Annotated in this window: 20 protein-coding genes; 19 read left to right on the top strand and 1 reads right to left on the bottom strand. The window is 66.4% G+C overall.

Annotated features, from left to right (window positions below):
• Positions 1 to 134: 134 nt before the first annotated feature.
• The 14 genes from rpsH (at position 135) to ACYVN4_RS40690 (ending at position 11,176) form a co-directional block, all read left to right on the top strand.
• The gene (gene rpsH, locus ACYVN4_RS40625; protein ID WP_460728810.1) at positions 135 to 533 is read left to right on the top strand and encodes a 30S ribosomal protein S8; all 399 of its coding nucleotides are present in this window, start codon (positions 135 to 137) and stop codon (positions 531 to 533) included.
• Between the two features lie 14 nt (positions 534 to 547).
• A complete protein-coding gene (gene rplF / locus ACYVN4_RS40630) occupies positions 548 to 1,087 on the top strand; it encodes a 50S ribosomal protein L6 (RefSeq protein WP_460728811.1) in 540 nt (179 codons plus the stop codon).
• A gap of 3 nt (positions 1,088 to 1,090) precedes the next feature.
• Positions 1,091 to 1,498, top strand: coding sequence for a 50S ribosomal protein L18 (rplR, locus tag ACYVN4_RS40635; RefSeq protein ID WP_460728813.1), 408 nt, complete (start codon positions 1,091 to 1,093; stop codon positions 1,496 to 1,498).
• Between the two features lie 31 nt (positions 1,499 to 1,529).
• Positions 1,530 to 2,180, top strand: a complete 651-nt coding sequence (gene rpsE / locus ACYVN4_RS40640; RefSeq protein WP_379353893.1) for a 30S ribosomal protein S5 — start codon at positions 1,530 to 1,532, stop codon at positions 2,178 to 2,180.
• Between the two features lies 1 nt (position 2,181).
• Positions 2,182 to 2,367 carry a 50S ribosomal protein L30 gene (gene rpmD / locus ACYVN4_RS40645; protein ID WP_460728815.1) on the top strand — a complete coding sequence of 62 codons (186 nt, stop codon included), beginning with the start codon at positions 2,182 to 2,184 and terminating at the stop codon, positions 2,365 to 2,367.
• Positions 2,364 to 2,813 carry a 50S ribosomal protein L15 gene (gene rplO, locus ACYVN4_RS40650; protein WP_460728817.1) on the top strand — a complete coding sequence of 150 codons (450 nt, stop codon included), beginning with the start codon at positions 2,364 to 2,366 and terminating at the stop codon, positions 2,811 to 2,813. Before rpmD ends, rplO begins: the two co-directional genes overlap by 4 nt.
• A 163-nt stretch (positions 2,814 to 2,976) precedes the next feature.
• Positions 2,977 to 4,299, top strand: a complete 1,323-nt coding sequence (secY, locus tag ACYVN4_RS40655) for a preprotein translocase subunit SecY (RefSeq protein ID WP_460728819.1) — start codon at positions 2,977 to 2,979, stop codon at positions 4,297 to 4,299.
• Positions 4,296 to 4,841, top strand: coding sequence for an adenylate kinase (locus ACYVN4_RS40660; protein ID WP_379353885.1), 546 nt, complete (start codon positions 4,296 to 4,298; stop codon positions 4,839 to 4,841). Before secY ends, ACYVN4_RS40660 begins: the two co-directional genes overlap by 4 nt.
• Positions 4,842 to 5,642, top strand: a complete 801-nt coding sequence (map, locus tag ACYVN4_RS40665; RefSeq protein WP_460728822.1) for a type I methionyl aminopeptidase — start codon at positions 4,842 to 4,844, stop codon at positions 5,640 to 5,642.
• 188 nt (positions 5,643 to 5,830) lie between these two features.
• Positions 5,831 to 7,591, top strand: a complete 1,761-nt coding sequence (locus ACYVN4_RS40670) for a hypothetical protein (RefSeq protein ID WP_460728824.1) — start codon at positions 5,831 to 5,833, stop codon at positions 7,589 to 7,591.
• Complete coding sequence (locus ACYVN4_RS40675; RefSeq protein ID WP_460728825.1) at positions 7,588 to 9,084, top strand: hypothetical protein; 1,497 nt, start codon at positions 7,588 to 7,590, stop codon at positions 9,082 to 9,084. The genes ACYVN4_RS40670 and ACYVN4_RS40675 overlap by 4 nt, the downstream gene beginning before the upstream one ends.
• A 68-nt stretch (positions 9,085 to 9,152) precedes the next feature.
• Positions 9,153 to 10,139, top strand: a complete 987-nt coding sequence (locus ACYVN4_RS40680; RefSeq protein WP_460728827.1) for a DUF6585 family protein — start codon at positions 9,153 to 9,155, stop codon at positions 10,137 to 10,139.
• A gap of 4 nt (positions 10,140 to 10,143) precedes the next feature.
• Entirely contained in the window at positions 10,144 to 10,305 is a 162-nt protein-coding gene (locus tag ACYVN4_RS40685) for a hypothetical protein (RefSeq protein ID WP_460728829.1), read from the top strand.
• 52 nt (positions 10,306 to 10,357) lie between these two features.
• Positions 10,358 to 11,176 (top strand): SDR family NAD(P)-dependent oxidoreductase, encoded by an 819-nt coding sequence (locus ACYVN4_RS40690; RefSeq protein ID WP_460728831.1) that lies wholly within the window; start codon positions 10,358 to 10,360, stop codon positions 11,174 to 11,176.
• 6 nt (positions 11,177 to 11,182) lie between these two features.
• Here ACYVN4_RS40690 and dtd read toward each other — a convergent pair whose 3' ends face one another.
• Positions 11,183 to 11,626, bottom strand: a complete 444-nt coding sequence (gene dtd, locus ACYVN4_RS40695; RefSeq protein ID WP_460728833.1) for a D-aminoacyl-tRNA deacylase — start codon at positions 11,624 to 11,626, stop codon at positions 11,183 to 11,185.
• Between the two features lie 157 nt (positions 11,627 to 11,783).
• Between dtd and ACYVN4_RS40700 the strand changes: the two genes are divergently transcribed.
• The 5 genes from ACYVN4_RS40700 (at position 11,784) to ACYVN4_RS40720 (ending at position 18,342) form a co-directional block, all read left to right on the top strand.
• Positions 11,784 to 13,775, top strand: a complete 1,992-nt coding sequence (locus ACYVN4_RS40700) for a PPE domain-containing protein (RefSeq protein WP_460728835.1) — start codon at positions 11,784 to 11,786, stop codon at positions 13,773 to 13,775.
• A complete protein-coding gene (locus ACYVN4_RS40705) occupies positions 13,772 to 14,569 on the top strand; it encodes an ESX secretion-associated protein EspG (protein WP_460728837.1) in 798 nt (265 codons plus the stop codon). Before ACYVN4_RS40700 ends, ACYVN4_RS40705 begins: the two co-directional genes overlap by 4 nt.
• 94 nt (positions 14,570 to 14,663) lie before the next feature.
• The gene (locus ACYVN4_RS40710; protein ID WP_460728839.1) at positions 14,664 to 14,993 is read left to right on the top strand and encodes a hypothetical protein; all 330 of its coding nucleotides are present in this window, start codon (positions 14,664 to 14,666) and stop codon (positions 14,991 to 14,993) included.
• A complete protein-coding gene (locus tag ACYVN4_RS40715) occupies positions 14,990 to 15,484 on the top strand; it encodes a YbaB/EbfC family nucleoid-associated protein (protein WP_460728841.1) in 495 nt (164 codons plus the stop codon). Before ACYVN4_RS40710 ends, ACYVN4_RS40715 begins: the two co-directional genes overlap by 4 nt.
• A gap of 29 nt (positions 15,485 to 15,513) precedes the next feature.
• Positions 15,514 to 18,342 carry a WXG100-like domain-containing protein gene (locus ACYVN4_RS40720; protein WP_460728843.1) on the top strand — a complete coding sequence of 943 codons (2,829 nt, stop codon included), beginning with the start codon at positions 15,514 to 15,516 and terminating at the stop codon, positions 18,340 to 18,342.
• Positions 18,343 to 18,351: the final 9 nt, after the last annotated feature.

The following is an 18,351-nucleotide window of genomic DNA, read 5'->3' on the forward strand; positions in this document are numbered from 1 at the left end:
TTTTGCCCTGGGCGCAAGCGCTAACTCCGGTCGGGCATTCCCGGCTGGAACCGCCCCGAATTGTCGTAGGCCCACGACCGCCGATCACTGACGGTGCTGAATGGGAACCGCGGCGAGAAAGGTAACGGTCAAACATGACCATGACTGATCCGATCGCAGACTTCTTGACCCGTCTGCGCAACGCCAACTCGGCGTACCACGATCAGGTGAAGGCACCGCACTCGAAGATCAAGGTGAACATCGCCGAGATCCTCAAGCGCGAGGGCTACATCGCCGACTTCCGCATCGAAGATGCCACCGTCGGCAAGAACCTGATCGTCGACCTGAAGTACGGCCCCTCGCGTGAGCGCTCCCTCCAGGGCGTCCGTCGCGTGTCGAAGCCGGGCCTCCGGGTTTACGCGAAGTCCACCAACCTGCCCAAGGTGCTCGGCGGCCTCGGCGTGGCGATCATCTCCACGTCCTCGGGTCTTCTCACTGACCGTCAGGCCAAGCAGCAGGGCGTGGGCGGCGAAGTCCTCGCCTACGTCTGGTAAGGGAGGTAGGAACAATGTCGCGTATCGGTAAGAAGCCGATCCCGGTTCCCGCCGGCGTCGAGGTGAACATCGACGGCCAGAACGTGTCGGTCAAGGGTTCCAAGGGAACTCTGTCCCACGTTGTCGCCGAGCCGATCACCGTCGTCAAGGCGGAGTCCGGTGAACTCGAGGTCGTTCGTCCGAACGACGAGCGTCAGAACCGCTCGCTGCACGGCCTGACCCGCACCCTGATCAGCAACATGATCGAGGGCGTGACCAAGGGCTACGAGAAGAAGATGGAAATCTTCGGCGTCGGTTACCGCGTGCAGGCCAAGGGCTCGAACCTCGAGTTCGCCCTGGGCTACAGCCACCCGGTTCCGGTCGACGCTCCCGAGGGCATCACCTTCGCGGTGGAGTCCCCGACCAAGTTCTCGGTGTCCGGCATCGACAAGCAGAAGGTCGGCCAGATCGCCGCGGTGATCCACGGCCTGCGTAAGCCCGATCCGTACAAGGGCAAGGGCATCCGCTACGCCGGCGAGGTCGTTCGCCGCAAGGTCGGAAAGACGGGTAAGTAAGCCATGGCACAAACCGAAAAGCAGAAGCTCGCCCGCAAGCCGGTCGGTAAGGACGTCTCGACCGCGCGTCGTCTGTCGAAGACGCGTCGTCACTTCCGTCTGCGCAAGAAGGTCGTCGGCACCACCGAGCGTCCGCGCCTGGTGGTCAACCGCTCCTCGCGTCACCTGCACGCCCAGCTGATCGACGATTCCGTCGGCAAGACCATTGCCGCCGCGTCGACCATCGAGGCCGATGTGCGTGCCGTCGAGGGTGACAAGTCCGCCAAGGGCGCCAAGGTCGGCGAGCTCATCGCCGCCCGCGCCAAGGCTGCCGGCGTCGATGCGGTCGTGTTCGACCGTGGTGGTCACGACTACCACGGCCGTATCGCGGCCCTCGCCGACGCCGCCCGTGAAGGTGGGCTGAAGTTCTGATGATCAACTCTGCGAACGAAGGGAACGTCTGATGCCGGGACGTCAGCGGCGTGACGGCGGAAACAACGGTCCCGCCGGACAGAACAACAACGGTGGTAACGACCGCGATCAGCGTGGTGGCGGCCGTGGCCGTCGCGACGACAATCGTCGGGACAATGCCGCCGAGAAGAACCAGCTCGAGCGCGTCGTCGCGATCAACCGCGTCTCCAAGGTCGTGAAGGGTGGTCGTCGCTTCAGCTTCACCGCCCTCGTGATCGTCGGTGACGGCAACGGTCTCGTCGGCGTCGGCTACGGCAAGGCCAAGGAAGTTCCCGCGGCCATCCAGAAGGGCGTCGAAGAGGCTCGCAAGAACTTCTTCCGCGTTCCGATGATCGGCTCCACGGTCACCCACCCGGTTCAGGGTGAGGCGGCTGCCGGTGTCGTCATGCTGCGTCCGGCTTCGCCCGGTACCGGTGTGATCGCCGGTGGCGCGTGCCGCGCGGTGCTCGAATGTGCCGGTATCCATGATGTTCTGGCGAAGTCGCTCGGTAGCGACAACGCCATCAACGTTGTGCATGCCACCGTTGCTGCCCTGAAGATGCTGCAGCGTCCGGAAGAGGTTGCCGCGCGTCGCGGTCTGCCGATCGAGGATGTGGCTCCGGCGGGCATGCTGCGTGCGCGTGCAGGACAGGGAGCGCACTGATATGGCACAGCTCAAAGTGACCCAGATCAAGTCCAGCATCGGCGCCAAGTCGAACCAGCGGGATTCGCTGCGCACCCTCGGGCTGCGCAAGATCCGCCAGACCGTGCTGCGCGAGGACAATGCGCAGAACCGCGGCCTGATCAACGTCGTGCGCCACCTCGTTGCTGTTGAGGAGGTTTCCGCATGACCATCAAGATTCACCACCTGCGTCCTGCCGCTGGTTCCAAGACCGAGAAGACCCGTGTGGGTCGCGGTGAAGGTTCCAAGGGTAAGACCGCGGGCCGCGGTACCAAGGGTACGAAGGCTCGCAAGAACGTCCCGGTCCGCTTCGAGGGCGGTCAGATGCCGATTCACATGCGTCTGCCCAAGCTCAAGGGCTTCACCAACCCGTTCCGCACCGAATACCAGGTCGTGAACGTCGGTGACATCGCTCGGGTGTTCCCCGAGGGCGGCACCATCGGCAAGGCCGAGCTGGTTGCCAAGGGTCTCGTTCGCAAGAACGAGCTCGTGAAGGTGCTCGGCGAGGGCGATATCGCTGTCGCCGTGCAGGTTTCGGCCGACAAGTTCTCCGGCTCCGCGTCGGAGAAGATCGTCGCCGCCGGTGGTAGCACCACCGTTCTGGCCGGACGGTAACCTGAAATAGCAATGGCACCGGGCGAGTCGCGAGCTCGCCCGGTGTCGCTGTTAGAGTTCAAGTGTTGTCTGCCAACACCGTCATGGTTCTCGGCTCATTGTGGCTAACCCAGCCCCATCGCTGAATCCGTGTCCTGACCCATGTCGTTAGCCAGGAGGATCTGTGCTTTCCGCCTTCGTGTCGGCTTTCCGGACCCCGGACTTACGGCGGAAGATTCTCTTCACGCTGGGACTGATCGCGCTCTACCGGCTCGGTGCTTCGCTGCCCTCGCCGGGCGTCAGTTACAAGAACGTTCAAGAGTGTGTGAACCTGGTCAACGGCGGGGACTCCGCCGGGATCTACCAGCTGATCAACCTCTTCTCCGGTGGCGCACTGCTGCAGCTGTCCGTGTTCGCGATCGGCATCATGCCGTACATCACGGCGAGCATCATTATCCAGCTGTTGACCGTCGTCATCCCGCGGTTCGAGGAACTGCGAAAAGAGGGTCAAGCGGGTCAGAACAAGATGACCCAGTACACCCGGTACCTCTCGATCGCGTTGGCGGTGCTGCAGTCGACCGGTCTGGTCGCGCTCGCTTCCCGCGGTCAGCTCCTGCAGGGCTGCCACAAGCCCATTCTGGACGACACCTCGATCTTCGGCATGATCATCATCGTGCTGGTCATGACCGCGGGCGCGGCCCTGGTCATGTGGTTCGGCGAGCAGATCACCGAGCGCGGCATCGGTAACGGTATGTCGCTGTTGATCTTTGCGGGTATCGCGGCGCGAATGCCTGCGCAGGGCAAGCAGATCTACGACAGCCGTGGCTTGATGACCACCATCCTGGTCGGTTTCGCCGCGCTGCTTGTCATCGTCGGTGTCATCTTCGTCGAGCAGGGCCAGCGCCGAATTCCGGTGCAGTACGCCAAGCGCGTGGTCGGCCGCAAGATGTACGGCGGTTCCTCGACGTATCTGCCGTTGAAGGTGAATCAGGCGGGTGTCATCCCGGTCATCTTCGCGTCCTCGCTGCTGTATCTGCCGAACCTGTTGGCGCAGTTGACCCGGAAGAGTTCGGGCGACACCGCCAAGTGGCAGGAGTTGATCCAGAAGTATCTGGTCAACCCGACGAACCCGATCTACGTGGCCATCTACTTCGCCCTGATCGTGTTCTTCACCTACTTCTATGTCGCGATCACCTTCAATCCGGAGGAGCGCGCGGACGAGATGAAGAAGTTCGGCGGCTTCATCCCCGGCTACCGCCCGGGCAAGCCGACCGCCGATTACCTGAACTACGTCCTGAGCCGGATCACCCTGCCCGGCTCCATCTACCTCGGTGCGGTCGCCGTGCTGCCGAACCTGCTGCTGGGCATCGGTTCCGGAGGCGGCGGGATGACGAGCCTGCCGTTCGGTGGTACCTCCGTGCTGATCATTGTGAGCGTCGGCCTCGATACCGTGAAACAGATCGAGAGCCAGTTGATGAACCGTAACTACGAAGGGTTCCTGAAGTGAGACTCGTACTGCTCGGACCGCCCGGCGCCGGTAAAGGCACGCAGGCCGAACTGTTGTCCGAAAAGCTCGGTGTTCCGCACATCTCCACCGGGAACCTCTTCCGCACCAACATCGCGGAGCAGACTGCGCTGGGCCGTGAGGCGCAGCAGTACCTCGACGCCGGCAACCTGGTGCCCTCGGACGTGACCAACCGCATGGTCGAGGCGCGCATCGGCGAGCCCGACGCTGTCAACGGCTTCATCCTGGACGGCTACCCGCGCACCGTGGATCAGGCCGAGGCGCTGGAGAAGATGCTCAAGGAGTCGGGCAAGGTTCTCGACGCCGTGCTGTCCTTCGTGGTCGACGAGGACGTGGTGGTCGATCGCATGCTGGCCCGTGGCCGCGGCGACGACACCGAAGAGGTCATCCGCAACCGCATGCGCGTCTACCGCGAGGAGACCGAGCCGCTGCTCGAGCACTACGACGGTCAGGTCGTCTCCGTCGAGGGCGTCGGCGAGATCGACGAGGTCAACACGCGGGCGCTGAAGGCGCTGGGGCGCTGAATGGTCTTCGGCCGTAAGAGCAAGAAGGTGGTGCCCTTCCGCACCGCCGGTGAACTGGACGCCATGGCGGCGGCCGGCGCTATCGTCGGTCAGGCGCTGGTGGCTGTGCGGGCTGCCGCCAAGCCCGGGGTCTCCACCCTGGAATTGGATGAAGTGGCCGAGTCGGTGATTCGTGGGGCCGGGGCGATTCCGTCGTTCAAGGGCTATCACGGGTTCCCGGGTTCGATTTGCTCGTCGGTGAACGACCGTGTGGTGCACGGCATCCCGTCCAAGGACGATGTGCTGGTCGAGGGCGACCTGGTCTCCATCGACTGTGGCGCCATTCTCGAAGGCTGGCACGGCGATTCGGCGTGGACCTTCGGCGTCGGCAACATCATCGAGGCGGACCGCCTGCTGTCGGAGGCCACCCGCCTGTCCATGGAGGCGGGTATCGCCGCCATGGTCGCCGGCAACCGGCTCACGGATGTCTCGCACGCCATCGAGCAGGGCACCTACGCCGCGGAGAAGCTGCACGGCCGCAAGTACGGCATCGTCTCCGGTTACGGTGGCCACGCCATCGGCCGTGAGATGCACATGGATCCGTTCCTGCCCAACGCGGGCGCACCCGGCAAGGGCGCGCAGCTGGTGGTCGGTTCGGTGCTGGCGATCGAGCCGATGCTCACCCTCGGCACCACGGAAACCCATGAGCTGGACGACAATTGGACCGTCGTCACCGACGACGGCACCCGTGCCGCGCACTGGGAGCACACGGTCGCGGTCACCGAGGACGGCCCGCGCATCCTGACCCTGCGCCCGGAGTAGCCTCCGCACAACGCTTTTCGCACCCGCTCCAGCCTGGCTGGGGCGGGTGCGGTCGTTTCGGCCCGATGGCTCGGTTGGCGTGGTACGGGGGGTGCCCGATACGGTGGGCCGCGAGCGGGATGGAGTTGGAGGGGACCGTGGCCGATCGTGATGCTGGTGCGTATTCGAACGCTCCCTCGGAATCTCGGGTGGAGGATCGATTTCGGGTCAGCGGCTCGTCGGGGGATGTCTACGATGTCGCCGGTGCCGCGGTCAGCGTCGGCTACGGCCGCGCGTGGCTGCACGAATGCCGGGATCAGGGTGGCCGGGAACGGTTGTATCGGGCCTACACCCTGCCGCTGACCGATCCCGAGGAGCACGATCGGGTCGCGAAGGTGGCGGCCACCGGGCGCGGGATCGTGCTCGGTGCGGAAGCGCGGGCGGACGGCTCGCCGGTGACGATCAGCTGGCCGATCGATGCGGTGTGGCAGGACGGTGCGCTCGCCGGGGTGATCCTGCCCGCGGTCCCGGGCGAGTTCCTACGATCCGACCGCACCCCCACGACGCTCGACCAGCTCTACGCGTCCGACCAGCCGATCGACGCGGAATACCGTGTCGCGGTGGCGATCCGGTTCTGCGAACTCTTCGAGGCGTTGGAGCGCAACGATTTGGTGCACGGCGATATCGCGCCCCACAACCTGCTGTGGTCGGGGTCGGGCGCGTACCTGCTGGGCGGCGAGGGCCTGCGTTCCGCGCACGCGTTGCCGGTGCCACAGCCGATCGCGGAGGGGTGGCGGGATCCGCGGGTGCTCTTCGACGGGATCCCCGGCCACGACCGCTGCAGCGACCGATTCGGTGTCGCACTGCTGGTCTATCGCGGCCTGCTGCTGGACCCGGAGCTGCCCGCGATCCGAGAAGGTCGGTGGTGCAAGCCAACTCAACTGCCACCGGGTCTGGACCCGCGGCTGCGTGCGCTGTTCGATCGAGCCTTCGAGGACCCGTCGGCCACCGAACAGCGCCCGGCGGCTGGCGAGTGGCGTGCGGTGCTGCTCGCCGTATTCCGGGAACCGGACGGGATCAGCCCGCGCCGGGATGCGTTGTCCGCGCTCGGAGTTCGCGCCCAGCCCACCGTCGGTCCGCAATGGGAGCAGCTGGTGGAGGCGCCGGGTGTGCAGACCGCCGAGCCCGCGTCGCCCGTCCCGGCTTTCGCGCCGGGTGGCCCGGGTGCGCTACAGCCGCAGCCGATCTCGGGTGTGCGGGTCGCCGGTATCGCGGCCGCCGCGATCGGCTTCATCCTGCTCGTGGTCCTGGGCGTGCGGGCCACGCAGAGTTCCGATCACAGCAGCGCGTCCTCGACCTCCACGTACACGCCCTACACCTACAACGCCACCCCGTACTCCTACACCCCGCCGACCTCCACCACGCCACCGTTCAACTCGAACACCCTGGATGCGGCCGCCACCGACAAGACTCCGTTCCTGCCGAGTGCGCTGCTGCCGCAATCGTTCCGGGATGCCAAGAACATCCAGTACACCCTGCGGTCCAGCGGTGTCATGGACTGCATCACCCCCGACATGTCTTGGAACGTGAAATCCACTCTGCGCAACTACAACTGCAATCAGCAGGTAGCGGGTTCCTACGTCGACGACTCCAACCAGATCATGGTCTCGGTCAACGTCCTGGCCTTCAACACCACCGCCGATGCCGACCAGATGTACGCCGCCCTCAAAGGCCAAACCCAAGACTGGTCCTTCTGGTGTCCCCACGACGGCATCGGCGCCGACGTCTGCAACAACACCCCCTCCCGCGCCCGCCGCACCGGTTACGGCTCCCACGAACACCGCTACGTCTACCAATCCACCGCCCTCTACATGAACCTCTCCCGCGACCCCTCCGTCGACGAGTGGATAGATCCCCCCGCGAAGACCGCCGTCCAAAAGGCCGGACCCGACAACTATTGGCACAAATGACAATCGACGCGCACCCCGACCCCTCCGCCATCACCGCCGGAATCGCCCCCGCCCCACCGGGTTCCCGCATCGCCGTGATCGACTTCGCCCCGGGCTCCGTGACCGCGGCTCTGCTGATCGCCTCCGCGGACGGCTCCGCGCAGGTGGTCGATTCTCGTAGCCTGCCAGCGGTTTCGGACCATGACCTGACAGCATCCGGTCTGCCCGCGGTGGTTTCGGCGGTAGTGGATTCCCTGCGAACCGCGGGCATCACCTCCCCGAACGACCTGCACGCCCTGTACCTAGCGGGCAATGCCGCGCACAACACCCTGGTGCAGCAGGCATTCGGGCCGCTGTGCAGCGATCAGCGCGTGAAATCCCCGCTGCCACAGCAGGTTTACGTTCCAGTCGGACCCGCGGCGCCACGCTCGAATTCGGGCGCGCGGCTGACGCTGATCATCGCGGCGGTTGTCGCGGTCGTCCTCGTCGTGATTGTCGGGGTGGTCACGGTGGGACGCGGGGGCAGTGGCAAGCCTGATGTTCCGGATTACCCATCGGTCGCGGTGGGACCGGAGGTGGGCGGAAAGCAGGCGGTGCTCGATTCCGGGGCGAACCGGTTGTATGTAGCGAATGACACGACCAACTCGGTTGCTGTCCTGGATCTTACGACTCGCACCGTGGTCGCGAAGATCACCTTCCCGGATGTGCTGGCCGCGATCGCGATCGATCCGGCACTGCACATGCTGTACGGAGTGGGGAAGGGTAATCGCGACGCCAAGCCCGCGATTCGCGGCTCGCTGTCGATCGTCGACACCATTTCGAACAGCGTGGTCACGTCGATCGCTACCGGTGAGGAGTCGGCCGGTGTCGCTGTCGACCCGGTCAGCCATCGGGTGTATGTCACGAACAATCTGTTCCAGGGGTATCAGCAGGACCCGAAGGTTGTGAATTTCAATGCGGCGGGGACGGTTTCGGTGATCGATCCGCAGTCTGCGAGCGTGGTGGGTTCGGCCGAGGTGGGCAGCGATGCCGGGCAGATCGTCATCGATCCGACGGGCAGCACGGCGTACATCCTGGGTGGGTACTACCCCGAGCGGAACACCGAGTACGGCGTCCTCGTCTTCGATCTGGCTTCGAACCGCGTCACGAAGCGATTGGTCGTCCCCTCGAACGGCCCGAGGGCGATGGCGGTGGATTTCGCGACCAACACCGTGGTGTTGACCGATATCAACGAGATGTATGTCCTCGATCTGGCATCGAGCAGTCTGGTTCAGACGATCGAGGGCAGCGACTTCGGTGCGATCTCGGTGGACCCGGATAGACACCTCGCCTACATCGTCGAAAACGGCAGTGGTGGTTATCGTTTGCGCGTCCTCGACACTTCGACGCGCGCACTCGGGACCTCCGTCGAGACCGGGATGAAGATGCTGGTGGGCTCGGCCGCAGATCCCCGCTCGCACGCCATCTATGCGTTGATCGGCGATACCGTCACCTTCATTCCCGCTCCCAAGTAGTCCGGCTGGCGCGGTCGCGGGCCTGCCGTTACGGTTGGCCGCGAACGGGATCGATCTAGGAGTGGGTTGTGGCCGGTCTGGGTGCCGACGTGGGCAATGACCCGGAGTTGATGCGGCGGATCGGGCAGACGGCGGGGGAGTACGAGCTCGGCGGGCATCGGACTTATCACCTGGCTCGCAAGATCGGGATGCGGCTGGATCTGTACGAGCACGGCGCGGTGGTGGTGCTGGCCGGGCAGCAGCTTCGGGTGGTGCGCAACGACACTGCCCGCGTGACGCAGAAGATCGTGCGCCACACCAGGAATGGCACGCATACCGGGACGACGCATCACTATCGGGTGACGGATGTGCGGGGCGCGGAGATGCTGCTCACCGAGGCCTTGTGCTGTCCGGAGGAGTGGGGTCCGGCGCTGGTGGAGGGGATCGCGTCGCGGCAGGCGGCGGGTGCGCTCGAAACCCTGAGCGGCGGCGGCAAACTGGAGTTCGGGCCGTGGTGGCTGACCGCCACGCATGCGGGTACGGGCAAGAAAACCTTTGCGCTGCAGGAGTTTCGCGGTTTTCGGGTGAAGGCCGGCCAGGTGATCATCGAGGCGGGCGAAGACACCCGCATCACCGACAGCATCGACAAGTTCCCCAACTTCCTGCTGTTCCAATTCCTCGTGCACCAGCTGGTTCCGGAACTCCCGGAGTCGGCGGGCAAGGTCTTCGGTCGCCGACTGGCGGTGCGCACGTGGAACACCGCCTTCGCGGTGATCGCCGTGATCGCGTTCGTCGTCGCCTGTGTCAGCAGCTGGCCGGTGGACCGAACCGAGCTGTGCGACAAGTACTCCGCGGTGCAGAAGGCGGGCGTCGAGCTCACCGATCCGGTGAAGAACCTCCGCGACGCCGCCCAGAACTACCGCGGCGACCAGCAGTCCGCGGTCCGCGCCGACGGCGACAAACTCGGCAAATTCACCGGTTCCGGCTTCCACTGGGTCAAGAAAGAGGAACTCGACGACGCCACCGGGTCGATCCGCGGCGTCTGCAACGCCACCACCTTCACGGCCGGAAAGTGATGTCATGAACCGCGATATCCGCAGCCTGATCACCGCCGGTTTCACCTTGGTACTGGGTGTCCTGGCGCTGATCCTGACCACCAGCGTCTGGTTGCCGGTCCTGATCCTCGCCCTGGGCGGCATCGGCCTGACCGCCGCGCTGCTCTCCCCGGCCCGGGAATCCTGATCGGTCGGGCGTGGCACTCGGCTGCCGGGGCCGGGTCTGGTTCGATGGGGACATGACCGACAAGGTTGTTCTCATCACGGGCACTTCCACGGGGATCGGGCTGGCGGTCGCGGCCGCCGCGATGCGGGCCGGGTATCGGACCGTGGCGACGCTGCGCAGCATGGACAAGGCCGGTCCGGTTCGCGAAACCGGCGCGGACGTGCGGCAATTGGATGTCACCGACCCGAACTCGGTCGCCGACTGCCTGGCCGCCGTGGCCGCCGACTACGGCCGCCTGGACGCCCTGGTCAACAATGCCGGGGTCTCGGTGCTGGGCACCGTCGAGCACCTGCCCATGGCGGATATCCGCCGGGCTATGGAGGTCAACTTCTTCGGCGTGGTCGAGACGACCAAGGCCGCGATGCCCCTGCTGCGCGCCTCGAAGGGCCGCGTGGTGACGGTGACCAGTGTCGGCGGTGCGGTCGGCCAGCCGTTCAACGAGGCGTACTGCGCCGCGAAGTTCGCCGTCGAGGGCTTCATGCAGAGCCTCGAACCGGTGGCCGCGACGGTCGGTGTCGGCGTCAGCGTCATCGAGCCCGGTGCTGTCATAACGGAATTCGTCAATAATGCCCGGGTCGATATCCCCAGTGCGATCAGTGTGGCCGGTCCCTACGCCCCCGCGCTGGAGGCCTACATCAATCGCACCCGCGGCGCTTACAGCACCGCTCAAACCGCCGAGCAGGTCGCCGAGGTAGTCCTCTCCGCCCTCACCGCCTACCCGGTCGTCTTCCGCTGGCAGACCTCCGATTTCGCCCGGGCGTTCGTCGCCGACAGCCTGTCGGACCTCGACGGATCCATCGTCGCGGGCTTGACGTCGAAGTGGGTCCGCTGACCCCGCTCAGCCCTCGAGCATGAGGGTCACGGGCCCGTCATTGACGAGCTCGACGTGCATGTGTGCCCCGAACCGCCCGGTGGCAACTGTCGCCCCGAGTTCACGCAGGGAGTCGGCGAAGGTGTCCACCAACGGTTCCGCCACCGCCCCGGGCGCGGCCGCATTCCAGGACGGCCGCCGCCCCTTCTCGGTGTTGGCGTAGAGCGTGAACTGGCTGATCACCAGAATGGGAGCGCCCAGATCGGCGGCCGACCGCTCCCCGTCGAGAATGCGCAGCCGGAACAGCTTGTCGGCCAGCGCCTTCGCGGTCGTGTCGGTGTCGGTGTGGGTGACGCCGACCAGCGCCACCAAACCCTGGGGCGCGCCGTGCGCGCCGGGCTCGATTCGCCCGACGACCTCGCCACCCACGCTCACCTGCGCCGACGTCACCCGCTGCACCAGTACCCGCATGGTTGTCGATCTTCTCAGACGGCGGGTTCGGGCCCATAGGGCTATCCTCGGGCAGTCACGCATGCCCCGAATTTCATTGTGCGCCACCGGGAGTTCACGACAGTAGGCTGTGCTGGCACAAACGGGTTGGAACTGGGCGGAGCGACAGTAGTTAGCGATGGCACCTGACAACAAAGACAACACAGTCTGGCCGGATCTGAAGAACCAGGCTGACGCGGGGAGTTTGAGGTTCGAGGGCGCGGCGGCGGAGAGCTGCGCGCAGGCCGCGGCGGATCTGGTTGGCGCACTTCGGTACTTCCGGAAGATGGCTTCGGACGGCCATCTCGACAAAATGGACGCGATCGGCGACCGGACCTCGGGACAGCTGTTGGCATCGGAGCTCAACGACCAGGGCACGGCGCTGCTGACCGCGCTCGACAATCATGTCCTGCTGGTGACCGATATGGGCGAGACGTTCAAGTCCGCCGGGCAGGCGTACCTGAAGCAGGACCAGGCCTCTGCGGATTCGTTCCGATATCAGCACACTGCGATGCCGACCGATCCGATCGATCAGCATCTGACGGCTCCCCAGGGCAAGAAGTACACTCCGCCCCGGGCTACCGGCCGCTACGGCGGCGGGGGTGATCCCGGCCGCAACCTGCACGACGACTATCCGAAGGACTTGGATAAGTACAAGATCGACAAGAGCAAGCTGTCGATCTCGATTCATCTGGATCCGAAGGATTCGATGAAGTGGGACATGATGTACGACCTGGGGCAGTCGATGAAGCCGGACCCCTGGGCGGATGCCGGTGAGCTGTGGACGTTCCTGGCGGGCAAGCTCGATGACAAGATCGGCTCGTTCACGAACTCGGTGCAGGCGGTGCGGTCGTCGTGGCAGGGTGACGGTGCCGATGCCGCGCAGAAGGCAGTTGTCCAGTACGCCAACGATCTGCAACCGCTCGTCGACCATATGAAGGCCCAGGGCGAGCTGCTGCATTACGTCTACCAGTGGATGCTCAAGACCCACTACGCCATGCCGAAGCAGCGGAAGCAGCCGTCGAGCTGTGACGAGAACGGCGACCTGCGCGACATGCAGGACCAGTACGAGAAGCACTACTACAACGGCGCTGACAACACGTCGGTCACGGTGCCCGGTATCCCCGTTCCCACGCCGAAGCCCGCTCCGGCCGCGCCGCCGCAGAACCCGAATCCGAACCCCAACCCGAATCCGAACCCTAACCCGAATCCGAATCCCAACCCGAACCCGAATCCCAACCCGAACCCGAATCCCAACGCGAATCCGAATCCCAACGCGAATCCGAATTCGCCCGGAGGTGCCACGCCCAGTTCCCCGGGAGGGGCTACGCCGAGTTCGCCGGGAGGCGGTACACCGGCCGCTCAGCCCAAGATGCCCGAGATCCCGAGCCCGAACCCCAACGGCCAGAACCCGGCCGGGACCAATCCGAACATCCCGGCCGCGAACCTTCCGGGCTCGACCACACCGGGGTCGACCATTCCGGCTTCGTCGGTGCCGCAGAGCACGGGCAGTTCCAGCGGCTCCAGTGGTTCGGACGGTACGTCGCAGATCGTCAGTGCGTTGAGTTCGTTGATGAGCGGCGCCACGTCCGGGTTGTCGACGCTGTCCAGCCAGTTGCCCACGATCCTGCAGCAACTCGAATCCGCTTTCCACAGCAGTGATACCGCGACGCTGGCCAATCTGCTCGGGGTGTCGGACGACAAACTGACCACGGCCTTCACCGCGATCGAGAAGGATCCGACCAAGCTGGCGCAGCTCTCGCAGCTGCTGGGCCTGTCCGGGGACACCACGCCCACGCCCACCCCGACAGCGGGCGTGCCGGGTGACACCGTCCCGATGGGCGGTGCCGCCCTCCCGCCGACGGTCGGGGTGGCGACGGGCATTCCCGCCGCGGCGGTGACCGATTCGCCGTTGGCCGGTCTGACCAACCTGTTCGGTGGCTTCGCGGGTCTCGATGGTGACCATGTGCAGCCGCTGGTGGGTGTCGCGGCGGCGCCGGGGGAGCCCGTGCCGCTCACCGCGACGGTGACCGCCGCGGCGGATCCCGCGCCCGAGCAGGTCGACTTCATCCGGAGTCTCGGCCGCACCATCGAGACTGCGGCCGAGGGGAATCCGGTGGTCGAGGCATGACCTGGGAGTTCACCGACGTCGAGTTCAAGGTGCTGTGCAATCGGTATCGGCAGGGCGCGTTGCCCTCGCCGCTGGTCTATCTCGGCCGGACGGCGGATGCCGATACCTACTACCGTGAACTGTTCGAGGTCGGCGAGCAGCTCGACCGGCGGCTGGACCCGGGTTTCCGGGCGATCTTCGAAACGGTGGCGAACCCCGAGGTTTTCGTGGGTGTTCACGGCTGGCACGACGCCGATATGGATAACCCGGACAAGCACATTCGGGTACACGGTGCGCGACGGGGTCGCCGCGCCTGTGTGCTCGTCAACCATCCGGGCGAGACGACGGCGCACAGCACCGGTGTGACGTTGATCGAGTGTGAACCGGAAGAACTGGGCCGCTTGCTCGTGGCCCAACTGCCGGAAACCGAGGCGGGTCAGTCGACGCAGGCGATCGAGCTGCCGAGCGAGCCGACGGTGCCGGATCCCTATGAGGCACCGCGGGCTTCGGCCTTCGACACCTTCGAGGAGACGGTGGACAGCCGCGGTCTGCGGTTCCTGTCGACGCCCGCGGATCAGACGGGCGCGATCCAGATTCTGCAGGGCCGTTCCAAATACGGCCCGCGCGGCGTAGCGGTGTCGACCCTGCTGTGGCGGGATCTGCCCGGTGACGGTCGGTATCTGATAGATCTCGACAGCCCCGTGAAGTCCGCCGTCGGAGTGGACGCCCGTCGGTTCGCCGACCACGTCGACCGCACTATCGGCCACATTCTGGACCACATGGAATCGCGTGGGGAGCAAGAGGAATTCGTCTGATGCCCTGAGCGGGTGCAGGGTGCCGTCCGAATCAGCACTCTCCGTTCATATTCCGGCTACTGAGTAGTTGCCAGCGGCTGAAAGGGTCCTTGTCATGAGTGGTCGGTTGGAGTCTTATCGGGACCTGTTGCTGAAGGCCTCGGAGAAGACCGGCGAAGTCCGCGACGGCATCAACGGCGTGGTGAACACCTTCAACGGCCAGTCCGACGCGCTCGGCACGCCGTGGGGCAACGATTCGCTCGGCAATCAGTTCGCTAATGGCGACCAGGGCTATCTGGCCAGCAAGGACAACATCGTCAAGGGCGCGACCAACATGGCCGGGACCTTCGCGAATTTCTCGAAGTCGCAAAAGGATTCGGCCGACAAGCTGGAGGCCACCGAAGAGGCCAACCGCCAGGCCTTTCAGCAGGCAGCCGGACAATGAGCAACGAGCGACAGAAGGCCGAACTCGCCGACATCCTCGAGGGATTCGGCGAACAGATGCGCCTCATCACCAAGCTGCAGCACGAGCGCGCGGCGCTGACCGCGTCGGCGACGGTGCGCAAGCGGGTGACGGTCACGGTGAACGCGGACGGCACCGTGATCGAGACCAAGTTCTCTTCCGACATCGAGGATCTCGACTATGCGGAGATCGCCCGGGCGGTCACCGAGGCCGCGCAGCAGGCCGCCGCGGAGGTGGCTCGCCGCAGCCGGGACGTCATGGCACCGGTTTCGCAGAACCGGAAGCGGCTGCCCACCCTCGCGGATCTTGTGCCCGGAATGCCTGATTTGAGTAGGGAACTCGCGGTTCCGGACGCGCCGGTGGTGTCGACCGCGCCGCCGAAGTCTCCGGAGCGTCTCGATGGTTTTCGGGATTCGGATGCGAATGCCGATGCGGCGCGGCCGCGGGGCGGGGCCATCGATTCCGGATGGTGATACGACCGCGCCGGGCGAGGTAGCCGATCATGGCCATCGAATTGCCCTCGGAACTCGAATGGCTGGGCTGGATTGTCGGGGTCGAGTGGCCCCAGGGCAACGAAGACCAGATGTGGGACCTGGCCTCCTACTGGAAGAGCGCGGCCGACGGCCTGCGTAACCAGGTCTCGGGTATCGACGCGGCCAAGTCCGCCACCCTGGCCGCGTATGTCGACGGTGACGGCCGCGACGAAATGGCCAAGCAGTTCGATCTGATGGCCGGTGTCGGCGGGAAACAGGACGGCAATACCTCCATCCTGGATCTGGCGGGCTTCTTCGAGCAGCTCGGTGATTCGGTGCACGACACCGGCACCGAGATCGAGTCGACGAAGCTGATGTTCTACTCCTCGCTGGCCATGCTGGCGTTCGAAATGGCGGCGGCCTGGATATTCCCGCCGACCGCCCCGGCCGCGGAGGCGGCGGCGCAGGCGGCCACCCGTATCGCGGTGCGCATCATCGGCAAGGAGGCGGTCGAACGCATTGCCGAATACGTCGGCAAAATGCTCGGCTCGTCGCTGGCGAAGTTCATGGTGCGGCACTTTGTGCTGGACGCCGGACTCGGTGTGCTGCAGGAAGCGGGTATCGAGGGCTACCAGGTGGCCGCCGGGCACCGCAGCGGCATGGACTGGGGCAAGATCGGCGTCACCGCGGTGAGTTCGGCCGCCGGTGGCATCGCGGGCGGCAAGGTCGGCAAGGCGCTGGGCGAGCATTTCGAGCAGTCCGCCGTGAACCATTACCTGGCCGCCGCCATTACCGGTACGAGTGCCGGATTGGCCGGTGCGGGTGCGGGATTCCTTGCGGGAACGGGCGCACAGTTCGGCCTCGACGCATACCAGCACGGCTGGGGTGATGCCTGGAAGAACATGGGCAACGCCTTCACCAATTTCGACCCGCGCATGCTCACCGCGGGTGTCTCGAACGGTGGCCTGTCCGGTCTGAATCACACTGCCTCGCACAACTTCTGGGAGCCACGCGTCTCCAGCTGGAAGGCGGGTGTGCCGACCGATCTGGCGAACGTCGGTTCCCACCCCGACATGACGGGGTCCGGCAACACCGGCCACGCCGACGGCGGTGCCGATACGGGCCATGTCGGCGGCGGTGCCGACCCGGGCCATGTCGGAGGTGGCTCCGATACCGGCCACGTCGGAGGTGGCTCCGATACCGGCGGTTCCACCCTGCACCCGGCCGGATCCGCCGGTGATGCGGGCGATTCCGGCTCGGGGGCGCACCCGGCCGCTGACGGCAGCACTCCACATCCGCAGAATCAGGATGTCGGTGGCATGGGCGCGGACGGCCGCGGTAATGCCGACCGCGGTGCACCCAACAGCGACCAGACGGCGGCGGGCGGTGACCATGGCCAGTCCGGTACTCCGCAGGCCGGGCCCCACGGTCCGTCCGACACCACCGCACCGGGCGACACCCATGGGACACAGCCGCACGCCGGTACGCCCGAAACCACCGGTGGCAGCATTGATTCCGGTGTGCAGGCGGGAAAGCACGACGCCCCTGCCGCCACCGCCGATCCGGGGTCGAACAATTCCGGCTCCGCTCCGCAGTCGTCCGGACCTGTCAACCAGGGCTCCGCCCCGGCCCAATCGGCTCCCGCCGGGTCCGATTCCCGCGCCGGTGGCTCGGCACCCGCCGCCGATGCGAAGACGACCTCCGCCGCGTCCCCGGATTCGGGATCCCGGCAGAGTTCCGCCCCGACGACGTCCGATGCCCACTCATCAGCGGACGGCAGCACATCGACGGGTTCGGTTGCGCCGCAGAGCGCATCGGACGCACCGCACGATTCGGCCGCGGCCGCCGCACCTGCGACCGGCTCGCACGAGTCGCCCGCCACCGCTTCCCCGTCCGCAACGCCGACCGAGAGCCCGGTCGCCGCGGCCTCGAGCGCCGCGGCCGCAGCCAGTGCCTCCGTCGGCGCGGCGGACCGCCCCGGCGTGACGGCTGCCGCAGCGCCCGCGGGGACCGGCGCGGACGCTCGCCCGGCGGCCGCACAGCACAGCGGGTCGGCTCCCGAGGCCCGCTCGGCCGCCACCGATCCCCGCCCGGCGGTCTCGGAAGCCCGTCCATCGCCCGCCCGCGCCGGTGATGCCACCGGCCCGCGCGCCGATGTCGCGCGTCCGGAAGCCGCCCGCCCACAGTCCGGTCCGGAGGCGCGTCCCCAGGCCGCGCCGGAGACTCGCGCGCAGGCGGGCACTGACTCTCGTGCGCCCGGAGCTGATTCTCGTGCGGCCGGAGCCGAGTCTCGCCCCGCCGGTCCGGAAGGCGCTTCGACCCACGAGCCCGGGCTCGTCGGCGAGCCCGAGGCGCACCCGGATTCCAGTCACCCCACCGATGAATCCGGCTCGCCCCGCGACGAATCGGAGCCGCGTTCGGACACTGCGCAGCAGCACGACGAAGACCCCGCCGGACAGCTGGATTCGGCTCACCCGGTCGACGGCACGCACGAACCCGAGTCGCGTCCCGATGGCACCTCTCCGCGTGATGAGACGGCCCCGCGTGATGAGACTGCGCCCCGAGACGAGCAGGCGTCGCGAGATGAGCAAGCGTCGCGAGATGAGCAAGCGTCGCGAGATGAGCAAGCGTCGCGAGATGAGCAAGCGTCGCGAGATNGACTCCTCGCAGTGAGGTGCCCGCGCATGAGGAGGGCGGCGCGCGGCCGGAGGATCCGATGCCGCACGAGCCGGATGCGCTGCCGCAGGCCGCTGACGAATCGCCAGGCTCCGAGGGGCGGCCTCACGGCGACGACTCCGCGCCGACCGATGGTGAGAACCGTTCTCGCAGCGATGATGTCGCTGCCGACCCGGCGGTAGCCCACGATC

This window comes from Nocardia heshunensis (genome assembly GCF_054782115.1).

Bases quoted from the DNA above. Each gene is read 5' to 3' on its own strand.
- rpsH (WP_460728810.1), top strand. From the start codon at position 135: ATGACCATGACTGATCCGATCGCAGACTTCTTGACCCGTCTGCGCAAC.
- rplF (WP_460728811.1), top strand. From the start codon at position 548: ATGTCGCGTATCGGTAAGAAGCCGATCCCGGTTCCCGCCGGCGTCGAG.
- rplR (WP_460728813.1), top strand. From the start codon at position 1,091: ATGGCACAAACCGAAAAGCAGAAGCTCGCCCGCAAGCCGGTCGGTAAG.
- rpsE (WP_379353893.1), top strand. From the start codon at position 1,530: ATGCCGGGACGTCAGCGGCGTGACGGCGGAAACAACGGTCCCGCCGGA.
- rpmD (WP_460728815.1), top strand. From the start codon at position 2,182: ATGGCACAGCTCAAAGTGACCCAGATCAAGTCCAGCATCGGCGCCAAG.
- rplO (WP_460728817.1), top strand. From the start codon at position 2,364: ATGACCATCAAGATTCACCACCTGCGTCCTGCCGCTGGTTCCAAGACC.
- map (WP_460728822.1), top strand. From the start codon at position 4,842: ATGGTCTTCGGCCGTAAGAGCAAGAAGGTGGTGCCCTTCCGCACCGCC.
- ACYVN4_RS40675 (WP_460728825.1), top strand. From the start codon at position 7,588: ATGACAATCGACGCGCACCCCGACCCCTCCGCCATCACCGCCGGAATC.
- ACYVN4_RS40685 (WP_460728829.1), top strand. From the start codon at position 10,144: ATGAACCGCGATATCCGCAGCCTGATCACCGCCGGTTTCACCTTGGTA.
- ACYVN4_RS40690 (WP_460728831.1), top strand. From the start codon at position 10,358: ATGACCGACAAGGTTGTTCTCATCACGGGCACTTCCACGGGGATCGGG.
- dtd (WP_460728833.1), bottom strand. From the start codon at position 11,626: ATGCGGGTACTGGTGCAGCGGGTGACGTCGGCGCAGGTGAGCGTGGGT.
- ACYVN4_RS40700 (WP_460728835.1), top strand. From the start codon at position 11,784: ATGGCACCTGACAACAAAGACAACACAGTCTGGCCGGATCTGAAGAAC.
- ACYVN4_RS40705 (WP_460728837.1), top strand. From the start codon at position 13,772: ATGACCTGGGAGTTCACCGACGTCGAGTTCAAGGTGCTGTGCAATCGG.
- ACYVN4_RS40710 (WP_460728839.1), top strand. From the start codon at position 14,664: ATGAGTGGTCGGTTGGAGTCTTATCGGGACCTGTTGCTGAAGGCCTCG.
- ACYVN4_RS40715 (WP_460728841.1), top strand. From the start codon at position 14,990: ATGAGCAACGAGCGACAGAAGGCCGAACTCGCCGACATCCTCGAGGGA.